The organism is Aeromicrobium changchenzhani, assembly GCF_057586615.1.
Genome location: NZ_CM172480.1, coordinates 1,316,910 through 1,340,864, shown reverse-complemented (window position 1 = coordinate 1,340,864; position 23,955 = coordinate 1,316,910). Strand labels below are relative to the sequence as shown.

Here is a 23,955-nt window from a genome sequence, read left to right as displayed (position 1 = left end):
TCGTCAGTGAATGCGTGTCGCACCCTGACGGTCGACGCTCAGGGACCGCTGCCGCCAACCCTGAGGTGTGTATGACGCGAGGTCTCGACCTCGTGAAAATGCCAGAACGGTCGGCCCGGCCCCGGAGATAATCGCCGGAATCTGCTCGGCCCGCAGGGCCAGCATGAAAGCATGCGAATCAGGCATCTCGTTGGCCCGATAATTCTGATGAATCCGATCCTCAGTCGCGGCCAGAAGTACGTCATCGTGGCCACCGACCAAGGCTGCCACTAGCAATGCGGCCCGGCCGGCATTGGCCGCCGCATCGACATGCGGCACCGTGGCGGGAAGAACGCACCGTGCCGTATGTGTAGAAACCGCGACCGGTGGGATAAACACCGACAACTCGGCCTGTGCATCCAGTCGTACGGCCTTGCCGATGCCATCTTCGGTCCAGGCAATTGTGAGCCCACCGAGTAGCGCTGCAGCAACGTTGTCGGGATGGCCCTCGATGTCATTGGCCAGCGCCAAAGCGGCGGCCTGATCGAGCCGGGTGTCACCGTCCTCGACGAGCGCGCGCGCCGCGACGATACCGCCTACGATCGCGGCCGCGGACGAACCAAGGCCCCGACCATGCGGAATGACGTTACGACACGAAACCGCGAGACCAGTGGGCTGCTCGCCGAGCGCTGCAAATGTTCGTCGCATCGTCGACACGACGAGGTTCTGTTCGTCGCACGGAACATCGCCTTCGCCATCGACGTCGACGGTCAAACCAGCCGGCGTGACCTCAACGGTGATCTCGTCATACAGCGACACGGCAAGTCCGAGGGAGTCGAAGCCAGGGCCAAGATTCGCACTGGATGCCGGAACCCGAAGCGTAATCGGGCCAGAAACAAATGTCATCGAAGGCCGGCTGCCTCGGCAGCTTGGCTGAGGTCAAAATCAATGACTGAGTCAACGATTTCGGTGATGCCCGACAATGCGGTCTCAGTATCTTTCAAACCGTGGCCGGTGACGGTCACAACAATCGTCTGGCCAGCATCGACGTCGCCTGCCTCGACCGCGTTGAGCAGGCCTGCGACGCCCGCAGCCGATGCGGGCTCGACAAAGACGCCAGCTTTTGCGGCCAAACTACGCTGTGCGGAAAGAATCTCATCGTCGCTGACCGCTTCGATACGGCCACCCGACTCATCGCGTGCGGCCTCGGCTAGTTGCCATGAGGCCGGATTGCCGATCCGAATCGCACTCGCGATCGTCTCAGGATGAGCAACTCGGGCACCACGAACGATTGGCGCTGCGCCGGCCGCCTGAAATCCCCACATCGCTGGAGTCTTGTCGCTCATTCCAGCGTCACGATATTCGCGATAGCCGAGCCAATAGGCGGTGATATTGCCGGCGTTACCGACGGGAAGAACATGTAGGTCAGGAGCCTTGCCCAAGGCGTCGATGACTTCGAATGATGCAGTCTTCTGGCCTTGAATACGCATCGGGTTAACCGAGTTGACCAACGCGACCGGGTATTTGTCCGCGAGCGCCCGCGAGAGTTCGAGGCACTCGTCGAAACCGCCCCGGACCTGAATGACCTGACCGCCATGCATGATCGCCTGAGCCATCTTGCCAGCCGCGATCTTCCCTTCGGGGACGAGCACGATCGGGGTGATCCCGGCGCGCGCGGCATACGCAGACATCGACGCAGAGGTGTTACCAGTGGAGGCACAAACAACGGCTTGGGCACCCTCCCCCACAGCAATCGACATGGCCATCGTCATCCCACGGTCCTTGAATGAACCCGTCGGATTGCTGCCTTCGACCTTGAGCCAGACGTCGCCCTTGACGATGTCCGACAGCCACGGTGAATTGACCAGCGGAGTGCCGCCTTCGAGCAAAGTGATGACCGGCGTCGCGTCGGTAACTGGAAGCCAATCGCGGTATTCCTCGATCACGCCACGCCACAAATGCGCTGGATTGGTCATCAGTTTCCTCCCTCGACGCGCATGACCGATGAAACGGCACGCACCATGTCGAGCTCACGTAATTTGCCGACGGTGGCCGATAACGCGGCATCATCGGCCTCATGGCTGACAACGACGAGTTGGGCGTCACCGCCATGACCATCTTGCCGGACGATCTTGATCGATACGCCGAATTCTGAAAACACCTGGGCAACCGCCGCCAGGACGCCCGGCTTGTCTTCGACATCGATCGCAATGTGATAGCGGGTGCGGGTACGTCCCATGTCGAGAACCGCCAGCTGAGCATGGCTTGACTCCCCCGGCCCAAACACGCCGGCGCGGCGGTTGCGAGCGACGGAGACGACATCGCCGAGCACCGCACTTGCGGTCGGTGCACCGCCGGCACCCGGTCCGTAAAACATAAGTTCGCCGGCCGACTCACTCTCAACAAACACCGCGTTGTAGGCGCCGCGAACGCTCGCCAATGGATGAGTGATGGGGATCATTGCCGGGTGTACGCGCGCCGAAACCGCCGGGCCATCGGGCGTTTCGCTGCGCTCGCAAATGGCCAACAGTTTGACGACACAATCCATCTCTTTGGCAGATTTCACATCGGCCGATGTGACCTCGGTGATGCCTTCGCGATATACGTCGCCAAGCCCGACCCGGGTATGGAACGCAAGGCTCGCAAGAATCGCCGCCTTTGCCGCAGCATCGAAGCCCTCAACATCAGCGGTTGGATCGGCCTCGGCAAAGCCAAGCTGTTGGGCCTCGTCGAGTGCATCACCGAAGCCGGCTCCGGTTGTGGTCATGGCATCGAGGATGAAGTTGGTGGTGCCGTTGACGATACCCAGGACGCGCTGAACCTTGTCCCCGGCTAATGAGTCGCGCAACGGGCGAACGATGGGGATCGCACCGGCTACTGCAGCCTCAAAGTACAGGTCCCGCTCGGCCTTGGCTGCGGCTTCATACAGCGTCGCGCCGTCTTCGGCGAGCAACGCCTTGTTGGCCGTGACGACCGAGGCCCCATGCTCAAGGGCAAGGAGTATGAGTTCACGCGCTGGCTCGATTCCGCCGATGACCTCGATAACAACATCGACGTCGTCACGCGACACGAGCGCTTTGGCGTCAGTCGTGAACAGTTCGGCAGGAACGTCGAGGTCGCGTTCTCGGCCCATTCGACGCACAGCAATGCCAACCAATTCAAGCGGAGCGCCGACGCGCAGGGCAAGCTCATCGGCATCACGGGTCAGTAGCCGGGCGACCGCCGTGCCAACGACTCCACAACCCAAAAGGGCGACACGGAGCGTGCGGTCACTGGAAGTACTTGGAGCGGTCACTGCTCAAGGGTATCGACGCGTCATGGCAAGACTCACGACGGTTGCAAAAATGCGCTCCTTGACTAGCTCGCGAGGCCGATGACGAGGTTGATCGTCGTGGCGAGGATGACGGCACCAAAGACATACGACAACAGCATGTGCCGCAGCGTGACTGCGCGAATCACATGAGTCTCGATATTGGTGTCGGCCACCTGATAGGTCATACCGATATCGAAGGCCAGATAGGCGAAGTCGGTGTATTGCGGTGGTGTGTCCTGATTGAAGCTGATGCCGCCACCGTCGCGGTAATACAAACTCGCATAACGCAGCGTGAACAACGTATGGACGAGCACCCAGGAAAGCGCGACACCGGCCAGCGCGAGCGACGCGAACAACGCGCGTGTGGCATCGGAAGCATCCTTGGCCTGAATCAGAACGAAGCCAACCGCGGCGAGACTCGCGACCGCGGCAATGACTACCAAAAGATCCGAGGTGGCCCGCGACGGATCCTCCCGAACCGCGTGTAAAGCAGTGTCCGCCGGGCCCAATCGGCCAATCACGAGCCAAACCCAGACGTTGTAGATCGCGGCCGCGACAACCCAACCAACCACCGGAGCTGGGGCCCACGAACCCATCACACCGGTCAGACCAGCTGCGGCGACACCCGCGACAACCATCACGACCAGCCGCACACCGGTCCTATGCGCTGGGGAGTTCCATCGCGATTCGCTCATGCCGGTCAGCCAACGTCGAGGGTGAAAAGGTCATCCTCGGTCTCACGACGCATGATCAATCGGGCTTCTCCACCCCGGACGGCAACCACTGCCGCTCTGGGCACATGGTTGTAGGTACTGGCCATCGAACGGCAATAGGCACCGGTGCCCGGAACCGCCAGCAGATCACCTGCCTTGACATCACCGGGAAGGAATTCATCCTTGACCACGATGTCACCAGACTCGCAGTGCTTGCCGACGACGCGGCTCAGCACGGGCGGGGCCTCAGACCGTCGTGAAGCGAGGGTGCAGGAATAGTCGGCGCCATAGAGTGCGGTGCGGATGTTGTCGCTCATACCGCCGTCAACCGAGACGTAGCGTCGCGCTGAGCCGCCGTCGAGGGATACCGATTTCGTGGTTCCGACTTCATACAAGGTGAAGGTGGATGGGCCGGCAATTGCGCGGCCCGGTTCGATTGACAACTGCGGGATGTCGATGTCGAGCGCAGCGCATTCAGCCGCGACGATCTTGAGCATGCCGTCTGCGAGTTGAGCGGCGGTCTGCGGGTCGTCCTGGGTCGTGTAGGCAATTCCATAGCCGCCACCAAGGTCGAACTCGGGTGCTACGTAGCCCAATTCGGAGGCGATCTGCGCATGCAGACGGAGCACTCGCTTGGCCGCGACCTCGAAACCATCGGTCACAAAGATCTGCGAACCAATATGGGAATGCAGGCCGAGCAGATGGAGTCGCGGTTCGGCCAGAATCTGCCGGACGGCGTCGAACGCATCTCCCCCGGTGATTGAGAAACCAAATTTCTGGTCCTCGTGCGAGGTGGAAATGTATTCGTGCGTATGCGCCTCAACGCCGGCGGTGACCCGAACCATGACGTTCGCGGTGACGCCGAGTTCCTCGGTCAGCGCGATGAGCCGGCCGATCTCTTCGACCGAGTCGATGATGATGCGGCCGACGCCGGCCTCAAGCGCCGTGCGCAATTCAGCAACCGATTTGTTGTTGCCGTGCAGGCCGATGTTCGCCGGCGGAACCTCAGCGCGTAATGCGACCGCGAGTTCACCGCCGGTGCAGACATCAAGGTTGAGACCTTCTTCGCAGACCCAGCGTGCGGTGGCCAAGCACAAGAATGCTTTGGCCGCGTAGTAGACGGCCGCAGCAGGGAATGCATCCCGGAAGGCACGTGCACGTTCACGGAAATCGTCCTCGTCGACCACGTAGGTGGGGGTGCCGAATTCCTGAGCGATGTCGAGCACCGACTCCCCCGCGATCGTCAGAACCCCGTCGACTTTCGAAACCGACGACGCCCAAAGTTGCGGCACCAATTCATTGGTATCTTCGGGCGCATTCAGCCACGCCGGTCCGCGATCGCCGGACTGGCCGTGAAGGGCGCCTGCTTCGTGTGCCCGCATCACATACGCTCCGGGGCGCTGACGCCGAGCAATCCAAGGCCGTTGTTGATGACCTGTCGGGTGGCTGCGACCAACATGAGCCGGGCGCGATGCAGGTCCGTGGCTTCCTCATCGCCCTTGGGCAGCACGTGACAGACGTCGTAGAACTTGTGGAATGCCGAGGCGGTGTCCTCGAGATAGCGAGCCACCCGGTGTGGCTCATGTAGTTCGGCGGCACGGGCGACAATCCGTGGAAATGCGGCCAATGACCGTAGCAACTCACCCTCACGTTCGGTGGACAGCAGCGCGGGATCGAATGACGCGGCATCAGGGGTTAGCTGCAGATCGACCCCATTGCGCAGGATCGATGAAAGTCGCGCATGTGCGTACTGCACGTAGAACACCGGGTTGTCGCTCGTCTGTTTGGCCCACAGGTCAAGGTCGAGATCGATGGTCGAATCAGTCGAGAAGCGCGCAAGCGCATACCTCGATGCATCAACGCCGATTGCGTCGACAAGATCCTCCAGCGACACGACGGTGCCGGCACGTTTAGACATACGAAGCGCCTCACCGTCCTTGAGCAGGTTGACCATCTGGCCGATAAGAATCTCGAGGTTGACGCCCGGCGTGTCACCGAAGGCCGCGCACATCGCCATCAGCCGCGATACATAACCGTGATGGTCAGCGCCAAGCATGATCATGCAGCGGTCGAATCCGCGTTCGCGCTTATCGAGGTAATAGGCGAGGTCGCCGGAGATGTACGCGGGTTCGCCGTCGGACTTGACGACGACGCGGTCCTTGTCGTCACCGAAGTCTGAAGTCCGCAGCCAGCGCGCGCCATCCTTCTCGAACATCATGCCGAGATCGTCAAGCCGAGCTATCGCCCGATCGACCGCACCGGAGTTGTGCAGATCGTTCTCGTGGAAGTAGACGTCGAAGTCGACACCGAAATCATGCAGACTCTGCTTAATTTCATCGAACATCAACGCGACGCCCTCAGCGCGGAACGTTTCGAGCATGTCTGTCTCGCTCTGATCCGCCCAGTCCGGATACTTCGCTATGACGACGGCGGCAATGTCGGCGATGTACTGGCCGCCATAACCGTCGTCGGGTGTCGGTTCATGACGAGCAGCGGCCAAAAGTGAACGCGCATACCGATCAATCTGCGCACCATGGTCGTTGAAGTAGTACTCCCGCGTCACCTCGGCGCCAGCGGCGGTCAAGATCCGGCCGAGCGAATCACCGACCGCGGCCCACCGAACGCCGCCGATGTGGATCGGGCCGGTGGGATTGGCGCTGACGAATTCGAGGTTGATCCGCTCGCCGGCATAGATATCGGTGGTGCCGTAAGCGGCTCCGGCTGCCACGATCTGCGGCGCAAGCGCGCCCTGGGCACCCGCATCAACACGAATGTTGAGGAAGCCGGGGCCAGCTATCTCGGCACTGGCCACACCGTCAGACGTCACTAGTTGGTCAGCGAGCAGTTGCGCGAACTCGCGCGGATTCATACCGGCCTTTTTGCCCAGCTGGAGGGCGACGTTCGTCGCGTAGTCGCCGTGTTCGCGATTTTTGGGTCGCTCCACGACGACCTGGGCGGGTGCGCCGTCGGGCAGCGTGATGGATCCGGCCTCAATAAGCGCGGTCAGGGCAGCGACGATGGCGTCGGAAAGTTGCTCGGGAGTCACAACCCAAGACTATCGTCAAGGATCACGTCGGCCCGACCCTCGGCCTACGCATCCACCGCGAGTGGCGCAGGAATGACCAAATCGTGTCCGGAATCTGTCATTCCTGCGCCACTCGGCGGGATGCTGTGGTGTTGGGTTCTCTCATGAGCCCCTACTTGCACTCACATCTGCGGCAGAAAGCAGACAACCCACAGGGGTGACGATTGCTCGCCTGCCGAGTGGACCATCGGCGCCCTGCGGGTCGGGTGGCTGTGTGGATTCGCCGCTGCTGGGATCACACGGATATAACGGGAACGTGTGATCTGTTAGCCGAAGCAAATCCGGCGGCTGCGTTCAGCCACCTCACTTGTCCGAAAGTCACTCATTCTTTCGACCACCTCCTTTCGCTGTACAAAAACGGTACGTCCGGATCCGGGCGCTGGCAAGGGGTCAATCGATCGAACCGTGACGCGCCACATATACGTCCTTGATGGTCTGCACGAGTACGTCCGGGTCGAAGGGTTTGGTGATGTAGGCATCGACCCCCACTTCCGCACCGCGTTGTAGGTCGGCCGCCTGCGCTTGCGTTGACACCATGACGATCAACGCGGTCGCCGTACGCGGATCAGCACGCAACGCCTTAACCGTCTGGAGGCCGTCGAGCCGCGGCATCATGACGTCAACGGCCAGAATATCGGGCAGCGGCGCACCGCTGAACATACGATCAAGGCACTCGATTCCGTCGGCTGCTTCCTCGACCTCGAAGCCCTCGAGCTCGAGATTCATACGGATCAGAAGCCGGATCGACGGGGTGTCATCCACGACAAGGACTGTTGGCACAAAGTCCACCGTAGCGGTGAGATACGCTTCATCTTGCCCTTACTGCGGAATGCCCCCGTAGCTCAGGGGATAGAGCACCGCCCTCCGGAGGCGGGAGCGCAGGTTCGAATCCTGCCGGGGGCACTTTTTAGTTACGCGAGTGACACTCGAAACGCCCCGGCGCTCAGGATTCGGGGAGGAGGGCGCCCAGCGCCCGACGGAGTCCTGCCGGGGGCACTTTTTAGTTACGCGAGTGACACTCGAAACGCCCCGGCGCTGAGCTGCCGACTATTTGACCACCGGAAGCGACAGAGTCTGTGTCGCGCCCGACGCAATGGTCACCGGCGCTGCCACGATATTGCCGCGGTAGTTGAGTGAACCGCCCGCCACGATGAGGCCAACCCTGTGCCCCTTGCCGAATTGATGCGCGATGCCCGGCAACGTCACTGTGAACGGTTTGTTGACAGTCGGGACGCGGACCGGCGCAACAAGGTTCTTGATGAGCTTCGACTTGCCGTCCGGGCCAATATCTACGACCTTGACGATGAGTACGAGTTTGCCGAGTGGCTCGGTGATCTCAGTCAGGCCAACGGTGGGCGCGTTGACCTTCATTCTGAGCACCGGAGACCCAACCACCCTGAGCGGTGATGCGAGCACGCCGCCTTGGTACGAGGCGAATGTGCCAGGAAGATCAGTTTCCGGCAGCGGTAGCGGGGTCTTGAGGAAAGCGCCCAACGCATCCGCTGGATCCAGACTCGTCGGCAATCCGGCCAACGGAGTGACAAAGGCCTGTGAACCGGCTGCGACCGCCGCGCGGTCACTTACCAAATCGCTTTTACCCGACAGATACATCGTGCGCGCTGATCCGACCGGGTAGCTTGGCGCGGCGGCGTACGCAGGAGTCGCGATGCCCTTGTAACTGATCCAATCGCGGAAGTAGGCAAATTCTGGGCCGGTGGAAACTTTGCTGTCCTTGAGATAATGATCAAACCAGTTGGCTATGCGACCGGTTTCGTATTGCGTCGACGGATTGGGGGCGGCCAGATCAATCTCGCCTGGTGCCGGGGTCAGATTCGTATGGCCCCACGACTGCCAGATCATCTTGACTGGAGTCTTCTGTTTCTTCAACGCCTGATAGTTCGCGACGCCTTCATTGATGTTGAACAGGGTGTCGTTCAGGCCCTGGATCACCAAGGTAGGAACCTTGATCTTTGCGATGTACGAGGTCACTGAGGCGTGGCGCAATGCCGCGACGTCCGCGTTCTGGAAATATCCGGTGGCCCCGGCCGTCACCAACGCCGGGCAGACAAAGGTGGCGAAGTTGGGGCACGGCAGCAGCCGGCCGGGATCGACCTGTGCGTTCTGCACGCCGTTCATCACACCGAGCGCGCTGAAGCCAACGCCCCAGATCAGTTTGATGGCACCTGGTGTCGTGGCTGTGACCCCACGGATTTGGTCGGTGTTGTTGGGGCTCAACGAATAGGACAGATCGCTCCATGTGATGATCGGCACGATCGTGTCGATCCGGGGATCAACGGAGGCGGCCGCGAACTGGACCTGGCCGCCGTAGGAGCCACCGACCATGCCGACGCGCGGATCATTCTTGCTGGTTTTGCCAAGATGATCTTTCTTGTCCCGTTTGATGATGGTCAATACCGGTGCTGCCTGGGTGTGTTTGGCGTCGGTGAATGCGATCCCGGCCGCGCCGCCCAAGTAACTCACGAGTTGGCTTGCCGCGCGCCCGTCGAAATCAGGATCGTCCAGGGTGATCTTGCAACTCGAGCCACCGAAACCCAACCCCGAATAGGTAAGCACTGCATAGCCGCGTGCGGAGAACGCTTTACCAATGCCAGCCTGGCCATCCTTCGAACCACCGAAACCATTTGTCGTCAAGATGGCAGGTACCGGCTTCCTCTTGCTTGCCGCGGTAGGCAGATAAAGATCACCGATGATGTCGCACTTCGTTGCCCCCGTGGAGCCCGTGGCGACCTTGAAATGCAAGGTCTGCATCGTGTACTTGGCCACCGCCGAAGCGCTCGACACGCCAGCCAGGCCGACAAACACGGAAGCAACAAGACCAACGGCTGCGATCAACACGGTCGTACGTTTCACGAAAACGTCCTCTCGGAAAAGGTGAGTTGACTCACCTTCGTCTGCTAAGTGAAACGAGTCGCCGAGCCAACAGTTACGAGATATGGCTTTCTGTACAACTTTGAATTCTTCCTTGCACAATTTCGCGTACGCAGTAGCGTCAAGATCACAACCCGAGAGAGAGGCACATATTCATGCCCACACGTAGCGCACGCACCGCCTGGGATGGCGGCTTCGAAACCGGTTCCGGTCAAGTCGAACTCACCAGTTCTGGACTCGGTACGTTCGACGTTTCTTTCCCAAAGCGGGCCTCCGATGACGGCGGCGGAGCGACCAACCCCGAGGAACTCATCGCGGCCGCCCATTCGGCTTGTTTCGTCATGCAGTTCTCGCATGAACTTGAAGGTGCCGGCGGCACTCCTCAGTCGATCGAGGTGAAGGCCGACGTTTCACTCGGAGCCGATCCAGCTGGCGGATTCCAACTGACTGGCATCGCGTTGACCGTACGCGGTGAGGTCGAAGGCATCGACGACGCCGGCTTCCAAGCCGCGGCCGCCGCGGCCAAGGCCGGTTGCCCGGTCAGCAAGGCCCTCACAGGGGTCGAGATCACCCTCGATGCCACGTTAGTTTCCTGACCGACGATTCTGTCCGCACCGGATGAAACGATCGGTCCATGACCGTATCGCTCACCCGTGCCCGGACTGCCGCTCAGCGGCTAGGTGCGCCGACGAGCTCCTCCTCCGAGGATCTCGTCGGCCACTTCGGTTGTGTTCAGGCACAAGACTTCGCAATGGCGAAGTGGGCCATCGCGCGCCGTAGCGACACGCTCACAAATGCCGACCTCGATGAGGCGTTCACGTCGGGGCGATTCCTGCGTACCCACATCCTGCGGCCGACCTGGCACCTGCTTCTTCCTGATGATCTCGGCTGGCTCATGCGGCTGACCGCTCCTCGCGTTCACCGGCTGTCGGCCTCCGTTAACAAAGCCCTGGGCTTGACCGACAAGATCTTCACTCGTGCCGCCGGCGTCATCGTCGCGAAACTCTCCGACGCTATCCCCCGTACCCGCGCCGAACTCGCCGAGACGCTCAGTGCAGCTGGCATCGATGCCGCTGGCCAGAAGCTCGCCCAGATTTTCATGGCGGCCGAACTCGAGCAGCTCATCTGCAGCGGCCCGCTCAAAGCCAAAAGTCACACCTACGTGCTTGTGCCACCGTCGGTTGCTGCCGCCGAAACCAGCAGCGAGGACGAGACGCTGGCGCGGCTGGCCCGTACTTATATCCGTGGTCATGGACCGAGTCGACCCGAAGATCTGCGCTGGTGGTCGAGCCTGACACTCGCGCAATCCCGACGGGCATTCGATCTCGCTGAGCTGGAACCGCTCTCCATCAATGGCTCCACCTATTGGTCAGACTCCGCTGCCCCCACGGAAATCGATCCTCCTGCGGCTGCGCTGATGCCGGCCTTCGACGAGTCAATCTCCTATATGTCCAAGCCGCTCGATCCGATGCGTTACCCCGGATTCAAGCCCGATCTGGCCCGCGGCGGCGGACTTCTCTTCATCGACGGCGTCATCGGCGGCGGCTGGCAGCGTACGATCCGAGCCAGCTCAATCGACATCGATGTGACTCCTCAGTGCCGACTCAGTCGCAAGCAAATCGCAGCAATCGAGGCCGACGCTGAAAGATTCGCCGTGTTCCTGCGCACGCAGCCGACACTACAAATCAATAGCTGAAAATGCGCCCGTCGGGCGGCCTCATGTGTCAAGGTGAGATTGTGGTCACAATGCCTGTTTTCTGCGGAGCCGCCCTGCGGTTTGGAAGCACGCAGCGATACCCTGATACACAGTATTTCCCCACACGCAAACGTACCTAACTCAGAAGAGGCGATCGAGGTCGTGTCCGAGTCCTCGCAAGACAGCTCGCAACCAGATTTTGGCACCAATCAATGGCTCGTGGAAGAGATGTACGACCGCTTCCAGGCCGATCCCAAATCCGTGGATCCTACGTGGGTGTCGTTCTTCGAGAGTGGTCACGGCGCTCCGTCAGATGACGGAGCCAAGCCCGCGGCCCCCGGAGCCAAACCTGCGGCCCCCGCGGCTGAGAAACCTGCCGCTCCGGCGCCGGAGAAGGCGCCAGCACCGGCCCCTGCCGAACCAGCACCAGCACCAAAGGCTGCTACAAAGCCAGCCGCCAAGGCTGCCGCCCCTGCGAGCAAGCCAGCTGCTCCCGCGGCGGCTGCAAAGCCAGCGGCGCCGGCGGCGTCCACAGATGTTGACGGTGTGACCCTTCGCGGCGCTGCCGCGCGCACTGTCGTCAACATGGACCAGAGCCTGACCGTCCCGACCGCAACCAGCGTTCGTGCCGTTCCGGTCAAGCTGCTCTTCGACAATCGCATCGTGATCAACAATCATCTCGCTCGCGCCCGTGGCGGCAAGGTGTCATTCACCCACTTGATCGGCTATGCGGTAGTGCAGGCGATCAAGGCCCAACCCTCTATGAACACCGGCTTCGCTGTCGTCAATGGCAAACCGACGCAGCTCAAGCCCGAGCACATTAATTTCGGCCTCGCGATCGACCTGCCCAAGCCTGATGGCACACGCACACTTCTTGTGCCCAACATCAAGGCCGCAGACACGATGGCATTCGCAGAGTTTTGGTCTGCGTACGAGACGATGGTCACCAAGGCCCGCAACAATAAACTTGAAGTCAAAGACTTCCAGGGCACGACGGTCAGTTTGACCAACCCCGGCGGCATCGGTACGAATCACTCGATCCCCCGGCTCATGGCAGGTCAAGGCGTCATCATTGGCGTTGGTTCGATGGACTACCCGCCCGAGTTCCAAGGTGCGTCCGCACACACCATCGCGACAATGGCCATCTCCAAGATGATGACCCTCACGTCGACCTATGACCACCGCGTCATCCAAGGCGCTGGCTCAGGTGAGTTCCTCAAGAAGGTCCATGCGCTGCTGTTGGGCGAGGACGATTTCTACGACGAGATCTTCCAAGCACTGAAGATTCCCTACGACCCGATCCGCTGGGCCCAAGACATCGCCGTCAGCCACGACGATGACGTTCACAAGCAAGCTCGTGTGCTCGAACTCATCCAGGCGTTCCGCGTGCGTGGGCATCTCATGGCCGACACCAATCCGTTGATGTACAAACAGCGCAGCCATCCCGATCTCGACACCGCGACCCATGCTCTGACGCTCTGGGACCTGGAGCGCGAATTCGCGACCGGTTCATTCGGCAACGGCAAGCGCTTCATGAAGCTGCGCGACATTCTGGGTATCCTGCGCGATTCCTACAGTCGGACGGTCGGCCTGGAATATATGCACATCAATGATCCAGACGAACGCCGCTGGTTCCAGGAGCGCATTGAGCGCCCTCGCACGAAACCACCGCGCGAGGAGCAGTTGCGCATTCTCCAGAAGCTCAATCAGGGCGAGGCCTTCGAGACCTTCCTGCAGACCAAGTTTGTTGGCCAGAAACGCTTCAGTCTCGAAGGCGGCGAAACCACCGTCCCGTTCCTCGACGAGATCTGCGAGGCCGCAGCCGCCGACAACCTCGAAGAGGTCTGCATTGGCATGGCCCACCGCGGCCGACTCAATGTCTTGGTCAATATCGCCGGCAAGAGCGCTGGCGACGTGTTCCGCGAATTCGAGGGCAACATCGATCCGCGGACCGTTCAAGGTTCCGGCGATGTGAAATATCACCTCGGCGTCGAAGGCGAGTTCACCGCAGGCAACGGCGACAAAATCAAGGTCTCAGTCGCTGCCAATCCGTCCCACCTCGAAACCGTTAACCCTGTGCTCGAGGGCATCACCCGGGCCAAACAGGATCTGCTCAACCGTGGCGAAGAATTCCCGGTTCTTCCGGTTCTTGTCCATGGCGATGCGGCATTTGCTGGCCAAGGGGTTGTAGCGGAGACGCTCAATCTCTCGCTACTTCGCGGCTACCGCACTGGTGGCACCATCCACGTCATCGTGAACAACCAGGTTGGCTTCACCACCGCTCCCGCGGCATCGCGTTCGTCGATGTACTGCACCGATGTGGCCAAGATGATCCAGGCCCCCGTCTTTCACGTCAATGGCGATGACCCCGAAGCCTGTATTCGGGTGGCACGCCTTGCCTATGAATATCGACGCACCTTCAACAAGGACATCGTCGTCGATCTCGTCTGCTACCGCCGGCGCGGCCACAACGAGGGCGACGATCCCAGTTTCACCCAGCCGATAATGTACGACACAATCGAGAAGAAGAAGTCGGTGCGCAAGCTTTACACCGAGGCGCTCGTCGGCCGTGGCGACATCACGATGGAAGAGGCCGAGGCCGCCCTCGCCGACTATCGCTCGCAGCTCGAACGTAACTTCAAGGAAGTCAAGGAAGCCACCGCGAGCACGAGCCATTACACCCGCACGCCGGCTTACCCGGTCAAATCGAGCGCGCTCGAGTCCGGACTGCATACGGCGGTCTCGATCGAAACCCTCAAGGCAATCGCGGACAGTTACACGAATGTTCCCGACGGCTTCACGGTGCATCCGAAGGTGCTGCCACAACTGCAACGCCGCGCCGCCGCGATCACCCAGGGCCCAATCGACTGGGGCACTGGCGAAATCATCGCGATGGGCTCATTGCTGATGCAAGGCCGGGCCGTACGACTGGCCGGTCAGGACACCCGCCGCGGCACCTTCACAACCCGTTTCGCGACGGTCATCGACCGCAAGAATGGTGCCGAGTGGACGCCACTCGCCTCGGTCAGCGACACGCAAGCCCAGTTCTTCGTCTACGACTCGATGCTGTCGGAATACGCTGCGCTCGGCTTTGAGTATGGCTATTCGGTGGCGCGTCCCGAGGCACTCACGATGTGGGAGGCGCAGTTCGGCGATTTCGTCAACGGCGCACAGTCCATCATCGATGAGTACATTTCTTCTGGCGAAGCCAAGTGGGGACAAAAGTCGGGCGTCGTCCTACTCCTCCCCCACGGTTATGAAGGTCAGGGACCAGACCATTCCTCGGCGCGGATCGAGCGCTTCCTACTGCTCGGCGCCGATGAGTCCGTGACTATTGCGCAGCCGTCAACCCCCGCGTCGTACTTTCACCTGCTACGTCGGCAGAATCTGTCGGGCGAACATCGTCCGTTGATCGTCTTCACACCGAAGTCGATGCTGCGCAACAAGGCCGCGACGTCGGCGCCAGAGGACTTCACCAACGGCACCTTTCTTCCGGTCATCGGCGACGACACGGTCGATGCCGCACAGGTCGAACGTGTCTTGGTGTGCAGCGGCAAGATCACTTGGGATTTGTTCGCCGAGCGCGCCAAGCGTGAGGCCGATCAGTCGCGCACCGCAATCGTTCGACTCGAGCAGATCTACCCGCAGCCGACTGCCGAACTCAACGCCGAGGTCGCTAGGTTCACCAACGCTAAGGAAGTTCGTTGGGTTCAGGACGAGCCAGCCAACCAAGGTCCGTGGCCGCACATCGCGCTGCATTTCAGCGGCGAGTTCGATGGGCTGCCGCTGCTGCGCGTTTCCCGGCCAGAATCGGCCGCACCATCGGTTGGCTCCCACGCCCGCCACCTCGAAGAACACGCCGCGCTCATGCAGCAGGCATTTTCCTGATCGGCCGAACCATGTATTTCACCGATCGTGGGATCGAGGAGTTGGAAAAGCGGCGGGGTGATGAGGAAGTCACGCTGTCGTGGCTGTCCGAGCGGCTCGTCGAGTTCGTGGACCTGAACCCGGATTTCGAGGTTCCAGTCGAACGCCTCGCGACCTGGCTAGCCCGCCTCGATGATGAGGATGACTGAGCGGGTCAGCGGGTGAGTACGATCTTGCCGAAGACGCTGCCGTCGATGACCGAGGCCAGTCCGTCAGCTGCATCCTCCATCGGGATCTCCCGATCGATCAATGGGCGAACGCCGGTGACATCCATAAACTGTGCCAGCGCGTGGAGTTCATCGCGCGTTCCCATCGTCGACCCGTGGATTCGCATCTGTTGAAAAAAGATCCTCGTGAGTTCGGCCGCTTTGGGCGCATCGCCCGACGTTGCACCGGCGATCACGATCGTCCCGCCGGGACGCATCGACTTGATCGAGTGTGACCAGGTCGCTGCACCTACGGTTTCAATCACCGCATCGACTCTTGCGGGCAATCGGGCACCGGACTCAAACACCTCATGGGCACCGATCTCCAGCGCCCGGGTTCGTTTGACTTCATCCCGACTCGTCGCATAGACCCGGAAACCTGCGGCGCGTGCGAGCGTAATCGCGGCCGTTGCCACACCGCCGCCAGCGCCCTGAATTAGGACCGAATCACCCTGTTTGAGGCCTGACTGCGTGAACAACATCCGGTATGCGGTGAGCCAGGCTGTTGGGAGGCAGGCCGCTTCGGCAAACGACATACCGGCTGGTTTGGCCACAACATTGCGGCTGGGCACGATGACCCGCTCGGCGAAGGTTCCTTGATGCCGTTCGGAGAGCAGCGAGCGCTTCGGGTCGAGCGTCTCGTCGCCGCGCCACGCCGGATCACTGATGACGGCGTGTACGAGGACCTCGTTACCGTCTTCATCCAGACCTGCGGCGTCACAACCGAGTATCATCGGCAGCGATTCTGCGCGCAAGCCAACGCCGCGGAGGCTCCAGACGTCGTGGTGATTTATCGAGGCGGCTTTGACCGTCACCGTCGTCCATCCATCGGGCGCCTCAGGTTCAGGACGCTCGCCAATTTTCAACCCGGCCAGCGGGTCCTCTGGGTTAATCGAATCGGCGTAAACGGCAAGCATTGTGCTCCTCAGTAGGGACGGCGTGCAAGACCTTCGCGACGGGCGGTGTCAGTGACAGCTTTTGCGACAGCGACCGCGACCCGTGGGTCGAACGGTGATGGGATGATGTGATCCGCGGCGAGATCATCACCGACGAGATCGGCGACGGTCTGCGCGGCAGCCAGCTTCATGCCTTCTGAAATCCGGGTGGCGCGGACTTCAAGCGCGCCCCGAAAAATGCCAGGGAACACGAGAACATTGTTGATCTGGTTGGGAAAGTCTGACCGGCCGGTCGCGACGACTCGAGCGTGACGTGCCGCGACCTCGGGCAGCACCTCTGGAGTCGGGTTGGCGAGTGCGAAGATAATCGCCTCCGGCGCCATCTGGGCTACGGCTTCCTCGGGGATGCTTCCGCCCGACACACCAACGAAGACGTCGGCGTTGACCAAGGCGTCAGAGACTGTGCCCGGGCGAGCCCACGGTGCGGTCAACGTCGCAAGCTCTTGCTTGACCGAATTGAGATCATCGCGCTCCGGGTGGATCACACCCTTGCGGTCGACAACAGCAATTTTGCACGCACCGGCAGTGAGCAAAATCTTGGTGATTGCGACGCCGGCGGCGCCAGCTCCGGAAATCACGATCTTGACGTCCGTCATATCCCGGTCGGTCAACCGGAGCGAGTTGTACAGCGCGGCGAGAACCACGACGGCGGTGCCGTGCTGATCATCATGGAACACCGGAATATCGAGGCGTTCGATCAAGCGGCGTTCGATTTCGAAGCAGCGCGGTGAGGAAATGTCCTCGAGGTTGACGCCGCCGAATGTCGGGGCCAAGTGCACAATCGTCTCGACGATTTCATCGACATCGGTAGTCGCGAGCGCGATCGGAATCGCGTTAACCCCACCGAACTGCTTAAACAGAACGGCTTTGCCTTCCATGACCGGCATCGCGGCGGCCGGGCCAATGTCGCCGAGGCCAAGAACAGCCGTCCCATCGGTCACTATGGCGACGGTGTTGGACACCCAAGTGTAGTCGTGTGCGACCTCAGGGTCGGCGGCAATCGCCTCACATACTTTCGCTACGCCGGGGGTATAGGACATCGCGAGGTCCTCGGCAGTAGCCAACGGCACGGTCGAAACGACTTCCATCTTGCCGCCGCGGTGTAGTGCGAAAATCGGATCTTCAAGATCTAGGGAATTCACGTATTTCTCATCATCAGTGGCAACCATCGGTATACCTGGAAATGGGCAATCCGCGAGTGTCAGTTTTGACCGATCTGGTGACTGACACTATTTTTCACGGATCGGACTGCCTAAGCGGTCCTCGTGCGGGTTTTGCCCGAATTCCAGTCTCTCATATGGCCTCATCAGCGTTCAGGGCGCGGGTCACCGCCGGCGCCAGCAATCCGATGAGTGCGACTACTGCGCCGACCGCCATGAGGGCCGCGAGCCAGGGCTGATCGGAATCCCTGAGCCCCCAGGCCAATCCGAGCAGGATGAGTTGCGTTAAGACGAGTGGGCTGCGCGCACCAGAATGCCAGGTCAGAAGCTGCCGGCAGGCATATAGCTGGGCCGCGCCATAAGCCCCTAGAAACAAGGCAATACCGACGTCGCTGGCGGCGTTCGTGCCGCCCGCATCAGCCAATGCCAGCACACCGAGCAGCAGGAAAGTCAGACCTTCAATAGCGATGATCGTGCAGCTCATGAGTAGATACGGTCTGGCGTTTCGACGCAACCGCGCCCACGTCCGATCTTCGGTCACGAACGAAGCTTATGTGAGTGTGACCGATTGAACAAAGGCGTGGCCTGCAAAATCCTTGTGCCGAGGCAGTTTTGTTGCGAAGATAGATCACGCACAACGACAACGTGACCAACAGGCCACGCCCGGAGTGCAGCACAAACGAACGGGAAGGAGTGTCTTCTTATGGATTGGCGTCATCGTTCTGCCTGCCTTGATGAAGACCCAGAACTCTTCTTCCCCATTGGCAACACTGGTCCCGCCATCCTTCAGATCGAAGAGGCAAAAGTCGTATGCCGTCGCTGCGACGTCCGCGAACAGTGCCTAGCTTGGGCGCTGGAATCCGGTCAAGATCATGGTGTTTGGGGAGGCTTGAGCGAAGACGAACGTCGCACGCTGAAGCGCCGCAACGCTCGGGCGCGTATCCGTACCGCCTGAGCACTGACGTTCGAGACGAGCCCCGTACCCCGCAAGGGTGCGGGGTTCTTTGCATCGTGGGCGCTAGAGCGTCAGATGAATCGAAACGGTCGTGCCGCCCGATGGGCCCGCTTCGAAGGCGAGTTGGCCGCCGAGTTCGGATTCGATCAGCGTCGATACGATCGACAGGCCGAGGCTTCGGGTTGGATCGAAGTCCTCGGGCAGCCCGATGCCGTCATCGCTCACCCGCATACGAAGACGCTCACGGATACGGTTGACCGACAAGGCGATCCGGCCAACTCCTGCCGGGAAGGCATGCTCAGCGGCATTCTGGATGAGTTCGGTCAGCACCATCGCCAGTGGCGTCGCAACCTCGCCGGGTAATGAGCCGAACGACCCGATCCGTTCGGCGGTCACATGATGGACCGCACCGGAGGGCTCAGCAGCAGACACATCGAGGACCGTACGCAGCAACCGATCCGCAATCTCATCGAAGTGCACGGTCTGGTCGAAAGATTGACTCAACGTCTCGTGCACGAGAGCAATTGAGCCGACCCGGCGCACTGCATCGTCGAGCGCTGTTCGCGCTTCGGGATTGTCCATGCGCCGACCCTGCAAGCGCAAGAGCGCGGCGACGGTCTGCAAATTGTTCTTGACGCGATGATGTATCTCGCGGATTGTCGCTTCCTTGGAGACGAGCTCGCGTTCGCGCAGTCGCAACTCGGTGACGTCCCGCAGTAAAATCACCGTCCCCGCGTGCTGTCCGGATTGCCGCAGCGGGATGACCCGCATCAACAGCGATGCGGCAGCGCCCTCAAGTTCGGCTTCAGCGATCGAGTGTCCGCCGACGAAATTCAAGCTGTTGAGTGCTGCTGAGTCGCTTGCCCGCACCCCAACCAAAGATCTTGTGACAGCGGCCAAGTCCGAACCGACAAGATCGCCCGCCAAGCCGATACGCCGGTAGGCCGACAACGCATTCGGGCTCGCATATGTCACCGAACCAGTTGCGTCGGTGCGGACAAAGCCATCGCCTACCCGCAAGGAGTCAGCGAGATCGGAGCGCTCACCTCGGAGTGGAAACTCACCAGCGCTGATCATCATCAACAGTATTACGGCCGTCTCTCGATACGCGGCCTCCAAATTGCTCGGCGTTCGCACCCCTGCGAGATTGGTGCGACGCGCAAGGATGCCGACAACCGAGCCGGCACGAGTAACCGAGATCGCCTCGTTCCCGACGTGAACGCCGTCTCGCCATTCATCGTTTCGAGCCTGGTGCAAGTCACGACTCACAACGGCCCGTTCGAACAACTCTGACCGGCCGGCTGGCACGAAAGTTCCGACCACATCATCGATCAGTGATGTCGGCCCAGTAGTCGGACGAATCTGTGCGGCCGCCCAAAATCCGCGCGACTCTGCATCCGGGACCCACAAAACGAGGTCGGCGAAGGAGAGGTCAGCGAGAATCTGCCATTCTGCGATGAGCGCATGGAGCCAAGCGATGTCGGCGCGCTCGAGCGAGGTCTGATGGCGCGTGATTTCGTCCAGCGTGGGCACCCTCCAACCTTAGTGGTTCGGCCGTGACACGATGGGACGATGGCGCAGGTGTACTGGCAATCGGTGATGCGGACTGGGATGAGTGTCCCGGCCGACCGAAGCCTTGATGAGTCGACTGCAGAACTAGTGCAGATGCTCGGCCATCCCGATCCACGTATGCGCGAAGATGTGGCGTTCCCACTGCTTGCCCGCTGGATCCATCAAGGTGTCTACGACCAGTTGTTGACCGGTCTCGGCGATGGTTTGACCGCTGGCCTGCTTGGAGGCCTCGGCACCGACGGTGAAATATCAACGCTCCGACGGTCCTACAGCGCTCTCCTGCTGGCCGAAATCATCGGTCGTAACAATGCCGTGCAGATTCTGGACCGCCATCGCGTCCTGAGCTGGGGTGACCAGATCACCAGTTGGTATGTCCGCGAATGCGATCTACGTGGTTGGATTCCCGGCGTTGGGTGGTTCAACACAGTCGCACACGGCGCGGACGCGCTTGCAGCGCTGGCACAGTCGCAACATTTTGACGATATGGAACTCACCGTTCTCCTGGATGTCATCGCTGATCGGCTACTCAAACCCACGTCATACGTATGGCGCCACGGTGCGGAGGATCGATTGGCCTATTCCGTAATGACGGTGCTGCACCGCAACAAATTGTCGTTCGACCTTATCGATGCCTGGTTGGCACGACTTGGAGATGGCACTCGGCAACCACGAATTCGGGGCCATGCCGATTCGGAATGGCCAACGCCTGCGGCCCACAACACCTCGATGTTTCTTCGTGCACTGCAGCTCCAGCTGGCGCTCGATGTCCAGGGTCGAGCCGACGGCGACCATGATGCATTGCTGTTCGCCGAACGGCCGGTCGGCCGCGCCGATCTGGTGCTCGCAGTGATCAAACAGATCCGCGCTGAAAGTCCGTGGCTGTTTCGACCTGCATCGTCGTGACCGAACCATCGAGTAGCGTATTGGCATGAGCGAATCTGAGGCTGCCAAAGAGGGCCATGGCGGCGTACACGCAATCGATGTGGCCCGCGCACATGGCGCCCAGACCCTGTTTACCCTGTCGGGGGCACATGTCTTCCCCATGTATGACGGCGCGGTCAAGGCCGATCCACCGATGCCGATCATCGACGTGCGACATGAGCCGTCGGCAGTCTTCGCGGCCGAGGCGATCGGCAAGTTGACGCGTAAACCGGGGCTCGCTGTCCTGACCGCCGGCCCAGGTGTGACCAATGGGGTTAGCGCTGTGACCCAGGCACATTTCAGCGGTTCGCCGCTCGTTGTCATCGGTGGCCGGGCACCAACTGGACGCTGGGGTATGGGCAGTCTGCAGGAGCTCGATCATCCGCCGATCTTTGAAACGGTGTCGAAGTTCTCAACCACCGCCGCTACGGTCGACGAGATCGCACCGACGATCGACAAGGCGTTCACGCTTGCCGGCTCATCCCACCGCGGACCAGCCTTTGTTGACGTTCCGATGGACCAGTTCTTCTCATCCACGACCGTCACCGGCGCGCCACTGGGAAATCAGAGCGAACTTTTGGCCCCGGATGCCGATGCGCTAGCCAAGATCGCCGATCTCCTCGCGGCAGCAGACCGACCAGTTCTCGTGATTGGCACCGACGTCTGGGCCGATGGCGCCGAACTCGCCGCACTCCATTTTGTCGAAGCGACCGGAATCCCGGTGATCTCCAACGGGATGGGCCGCGGCATCGTGCCCGGCGGCCATGCTGGTCTCGTGACCAAAGCTCGGTCGAAGGCATTTGGCCAGTGCGATCTGGCGCTTGTGGTCGGCACCCCGCTCGACTTCCGTCTGGGTTACGGCATCTTCGGTGGCAAGGACGGCGCACCACAGGCCGCCACCGTTCACATCGCCGACTCGCCCGGGCAGGTCTCGACCCACGCTGAAACTGCGGCCACAGCAGCTGGCGACCTCACCCAGTGCTTCGACGGCTTATTGGCCGCGCTTCAGTCGCGCGCCGGCAGCAAGCCCGACTGGGCACCGTGGTTGGGCGATCTGCAAGCAACGGTGGCGATATCCACCGCGCGCGATAACGAACTCCTCACCGCGACCGCCGATCCCATCCATCCGGCGCGGATCTACGGTGAGCTGCTCCCCCGTCTCGCCGACGACGCGGTCGTGATCGGCGACGGCGGCGATTTCGTGTCATTCGCCGGTAAGTTCGTCGAGCCCAAACGCCCTGGCGGTTGGCTCGACCCGGGGCCGTACGGCTGTCTCGGCGCGGGCATGGGCGCGGCGATGGCCGCCCGTATTGCCCGGCCATCCAGCCAAGTAGTCCTGCTCTACGGCGATGGCGCTGCGGGCATGTCCTTGATGGATGTCGACACACTCGTACGACACAACCTTCCAGTCGTCATGGTCGTCGGCAACAACTCAGCCTGGGGCCTGGAAAAGGGGCCCATGCAGTTCTTGTACGGCTACGACGTGGCCGCCGACCTGGCCCCACAGACCCGCTACGACGAGGTCGTCAGGGCGCTTGGTGGTGGCGGCGAAATGGTGACCGATCCAAATCAAATCGGTCCGGCACTCGATCGTGCCTTCGCCTCCGGCATTCCGTATCTGGTCAATGTCATGACCGATGTCAACGCCGCATACCCGCGCTCGACGACTGGAATATGACACTCACAATACGCAGAATCACGCCCGACGAGTATGTCGCAGTCGGCGAGATGATCGTCGACAGTTATGGCCACGATGGCTATCTGACGCACCCCGATGGCAATTTCGACGACCATTACGCCATGTTCCTGCGCAACAGCGCTGAGCGTGACGCACAGGGTGAATTGTGGTTGGCGGTCGATGCTGAGCAGATTCTTGGCTGTGTGACCTGGTGTCCGGTCGGTTCGCCCTACCGAGAGCTCGCCACGCACGACCAACAGGGTGAATTTCGCAGTCTGGCTGTGGCGCCCGCAGCACGTGGCCGCGGCGCGGGCCGTGCGCTCGTCGAATTCTGCCTCGACCGCGCCCGCAGCGACGGCCTCGCCGAGGTCGTATTGTCCTCACTCCCCGAAATGTTGCCAGCCCACCGGCTGTATGCATCGGTTGGTTTCGCCCGCCGCCCTGAATCAGACTGGTCGCCGATCCCGGGAGTCAACCTTTGGGCATTCGCTACCGACAGCAGCAACTAAGGTTCAGCTATGACGCAGTCCGCGACAGTCACCTACACCGTCAGCGACGACGACACCGCAATCGCGCTCGGCAGCGGCGATCTGCCGGTGCTGGCAACGCCTCGACTGCTCGCGTGGCTCGAAGCGGCAACCTGTGCCGCGCTGGATCTCAACGCCGGCTCAACGAGTGTCGGAACGCGTGTTGACATCGAACATCTTGCCGCCAGTCCAGTCGGCGCCACCGTCACCGCGACCGCGACCGTAATCCATACCGACGGACGCTTGCTACGATTTCAAGTTGTCGCACAGGATGCTGACGGAAAGTTGATCGGCAGCGGCGAAATTCGACGCGTGATCGTCGATCGTGCGCGGTTCATGGCCCGAACACGCAGTATGAAAGAATAGCCACCTTGATCT

At 61.1% G+C, this 23,955-nt stretch carries 21 protein-coding genes and 1 tRNA gene; 10 read left to right on the top strand and 12 right to left on the bottom strand.

Going from position 1 to position 23,955, the window contains the following annotated elements:
• Window positions 1–3: 3 nt before the first annotated feature.
• The 7 genes from thrB to AC2YB9_RS06780 form a co-directional block, all read right to left on the bottom strand.
• The gene (gene thrB / locus AC2YB9_RS06810; RefSeq protein WP_487267997.1) at window positions 4–885 is read right to left on the bottom strand and encodes a homoserine kinase; all 882 of its coding nucleotides are present in this window, start codon (window positions 883–885) and stop codon (window positions 4–6) included.
• The gene (gene thrC, locus AC2YB9_RS06805; protein ID WP_487267996.1) at window positions 882–1,955 is read right to left on the bottom strand and encodes a threonine synthase; all 1,074 of its coding nucleotides are present in this window, start codon (window positions 1,953–1,955) and stop codon (window positions 882–884) included. Before thrC ends, thrB begins: the two co-directional genes overlap by 4 nt.
• On the bottom strand, window positions 1,955–3,274 hold the full coding sequence (locus tag AC2YB9_RS06800; RefSeq protein ID WP_487267995.1) for a homoserine dehydrogenase: 1,320 nt from the start codon (window positions 3,272–3,274) through the stop codon (window positions 1,955–1,957). The genes thrC and AC2YB9_RS06800 overlap by 1 nt, the downstream gene beginning before the upstream one ends.
• Window positions 3,275–3,336: 62 nt before the next feature.
• On the bottom strand, window positions 3,337–3,987 hold the full coding sequence (locus tag AC2YB9_RS06795; RefSeq protein WP_487267994.1) for a DUF1345 domain-containing protein: 651 nt from the start codon (window positions 3,985–3,987) through the stop codon (window positions 3,337–3,339).
• A gap of 5 nt (window positions 3,988–3,992) precedes the next feature.
• Window positions 3,993–5,390, bottom strand: coding sequence for a diaminopimelate decarboxylase (lysA, locus tag AC2YB9_RS06790; protein WP_487267993.1), 1,398 nt, complete (start codon window positions 5,388–5,390; stop codon window positions 3,993–3,995).
• The gene (gene argS, locus AC2YB9_RS06785) at window positions 5,387–7,051 is read right to left on the bottom strand and encodes an arginine--tRNA ligase (RefSeq protein WP_487267992.1); all 1,665 of its coding nucleotides are present in this window, start codon (window positions 7,049–7,051) and stop codon (window positions 5,387–5,389) included. The genes lysA and argS overlap by 4 nt, the downstream gene beginning before the upstream one ends.
• 429 nt (window positions 7,052–7,480) lie before the next feature.
• Window positions 7,481–7,870, bottom strand: coding sequence for a response regulator transcription factor (locus AC2YB9_RS06780; protein WP_487267991.1), 390 nt, complete (start codon window positions 7,868–7,870; stop codon window positions 7,481–7,483).
• Window positions 7,871–7,921: 51 nt separating this feature from the next.
• On the opposite strand from AC2YB9_RS06780, the gene AC2YB9_RS06775 reads away from it, so the two are divergent.
• A tRNA-Arg gene (locus AC2YB9_RS06775) sits at window positions 7,922–7,993 on the top strand.
• A 144-nt stretch (window positions 7,994–8,137) separates the two neighbouring features.
• Here AC2YB9_RS06775 and AC2YB9_RS06770 read toward each other — a convergent pair.
• The gene (locus AC2YB9_RS06770; RefSeq protein WP_487267989.1) at window positions 8,138–9,961 is read right to left on the bottom strand and encodes an alpha/beta fold hydrolase; all 1,824 of its coding nucleotides are present in this window, start codon (window positions 9,959–9,961) and stop codon (window positions 8,138–8,140) included.
• Between the two features lie 173 nt (window positions 9,962–10,134).
• On the opposite strand from AC2YB9_RS06770, the gene AC2YB9_RS06765 reads away from it, so the two are divergent.
• The 4 genes from AC2YB9_RS06765 to AC2YB9_RS06750 all read left to right on the top strand — a co-directional run bounded on the left by AC2YB9_RS06765 (window position 10,135) and on the right by AC2YB9_RS06750 (window position 15,751).
• A complete protein-coding gene (locus AC2YB9_RS06765) occupies window positions 10,135–10,575 on the top strand; it encodes an OsmC family peroxiredoxin (protein WP_487267988.1) in 441 nt (146 codons plus the stop codon).
• A gap of 38 nt (window positions 10,576–10,613) precedes the next feature.
• Complete coding sequence (locus AC2YB9_RS06760; protein ID WP_487267987.1) at window positions 10,614–11,675, top strand: winged helix DNA-binding domain-containing protein; 1,062 nt, start codon at window positions 10,614–10,616, stop codon at window positions 11,673–11,675.
• A gap of 162 nt (window positions 11,676–11,837) precedes the next feature.
• Window positions 11,838–15,563, top strand: a complete 3,726-nt coding sequence (locus AC2YB9_RS06755) for a multifunctional oxoglutarate decarboxylase/oxoglutarate dehydrogenase thiamine pyrophosphate-binding subunit/dihydrolipoyllysine-residue succinyltransferase subunit (protein WP_487267986.1) — start codon at window positions 11,838–11,840, stop codon at window positions 15,561–15,563.
• Between the two features lie 11 nt (window positions 15,564–15,574).
• Window positions 15,575–15,751, top strand: a complete 177-nt coding sequence (locus AC2YB9_RS06750; protein WP_487267985.1) for a DUF6104 family protein — start codon at window positions 15,575–15,577, stop codon at window positions 15,749–15,751.
• Between the two features lie 5 nt (window positions 15,752–15,756).
• Here the strand turns inward: AC2YB9_RS06750 and AC2YB9_RS06745 are convergent, their stop codons facing one another.
• The 3 genes from AC2YB9_RS06745 to AC2YB9_RS06735 all read right to left on the bottom strand — a co-directional run bounded on the left by AC2YB9_RS06745 (window position 15,757) and on the right by AC2YB9_RS06735 (window position 18,465).
• The gene (locus AC2YB9_RS06745) at window positions 15,757–16,725 is read right to left on the bottom strand and encodes a zinc-binding dehydrogenase (RefSeq protein ID WP_487267983.1); all 969 of its coding nucleotides are present in this window, start codon (window positions 16,723–16,725) and stop codon (window positions 15,757–15,759) included.
• 8 nt (window positions 16,726–16,733) lie between these two features.
• On the bottom strand, window positions 16,734–17,933 hold the full coding sequence (locus AC2YB9_RS06740; protein ID WP_487267982.1) for an NAD(P)-dependent malic enzyme: 1,200 nt from the start codon (window positions 17,931–17,933) through the stop codon (window positions 16,734–16,736).
• A gap of 124 nt (window positions 17,934–18,057) precedes the next feature.
• Complete coding sequence (locus tag AC2YB9_RS06735; protein WP_487267981.1) at window positions 18,058–18,465, bottom strand: hypothetical protein; 408 nt, start codon at window positions 18,463–18,465, stop codon at window positions 18,058–18,060.
• A 162-nt stretch (window positions 18,466–18,627) separates the two neighbouring features.
• Between AC2YB9_RS06735 and AC2YB9_RS06730 the strand changes: the two genes are divergently transcribed.
• A complete protein-coding gene (locus AC2YB9_RS06730) occupies window positions 18,628–18,879 on the top strand; it encodes a WhiB family transcriptional regulator (RefSeq protein WP_487267980.1) in 252 nt (83 codons plus the stop codon).
• Window positions 18,880–18,942: 63 nt separating this feature from the next.
• Here AC2YB9_RS06730 and AC2YB9_RS06725 read toward each other — a convergent pair whose 3' ends face one another.
• Window positions 18,943–20,412 carry a sensor histidine kinase gene (locus tag AC2YB9_RS06725; RefSeq protein WP_487267978.1) on the bottom strand — a complete coding sequence of 490 codons (1,470 nt, stop codon included), beginning with the start codon at window positions 20,410–20,412 and terminating at the stop codon, window positions 18,943–18,945.
• A gap of 39 nt (window positions 20,413–20,451) precedes the next feature.
• On the opposite strand from AC2YB9_RS06725, the gene AC2YB9_RS06720 reads away from it, so the two are divergent.
• Genes AC2YB9_RS06720 through AC2YB9_RS06705 form a run of 4 tightly spaced genes read left to right on the top strand, consistent with a single transcriptional unit; the run spans window position 20,452 to window position 23,943 of the window.
• The gene (locus tag AC2YB9_RS06720; RefSeq protein WP_487267977.1) at window positions 20,452–21,354 is read left to right on the top strand and encodes a DUF2785 domain-containing protein; all 903 of its coding nucleotides are present in this window, start codon (window positions 20,452–20,454) and stop codon (window positions 21,352–21,354) included.
• Between the two features lie 25 nt (window positions 21,355–21,379).
• Window positions 21,380–23,050, top strand: coding sequence for an acetolactate synthase (locus AC2YB9_RS06715; RefSeq protein WP_487267976.1), 1,671 nt, complete (start codon window positions 21,380–21,382; stop codon window positions 23,048–23,050).
• A complete protein-coding gene (locus AC2YB9_RS06710; protein ID WP_487267974.1) occupies window positions 23,047–23,559 on the top strand; it encodes a GNAT family N-acetyltransferase in 513 nt (170 codons plus the stop codon). The genes AC2YB9_RS06715 and AC2YB9_RS06710 overlap by 4 nt, the downstream gene beginning before the upstream one ends.
• 9 nt (window positions 23,560–23,568) lie before the next feature.
• Window positions 23,569–23,943, top strand: coding sequence for a thioesterase family protein (locus tag AC2YB9_RS06705; protein ID WP_487267973.1), 375 nt, complete (start codon window positions 23,569–23,571; stop codon window positions 23,941–23,943).
• Window positions 23,944–23,955: the final 12 nt, after the last annotated feature.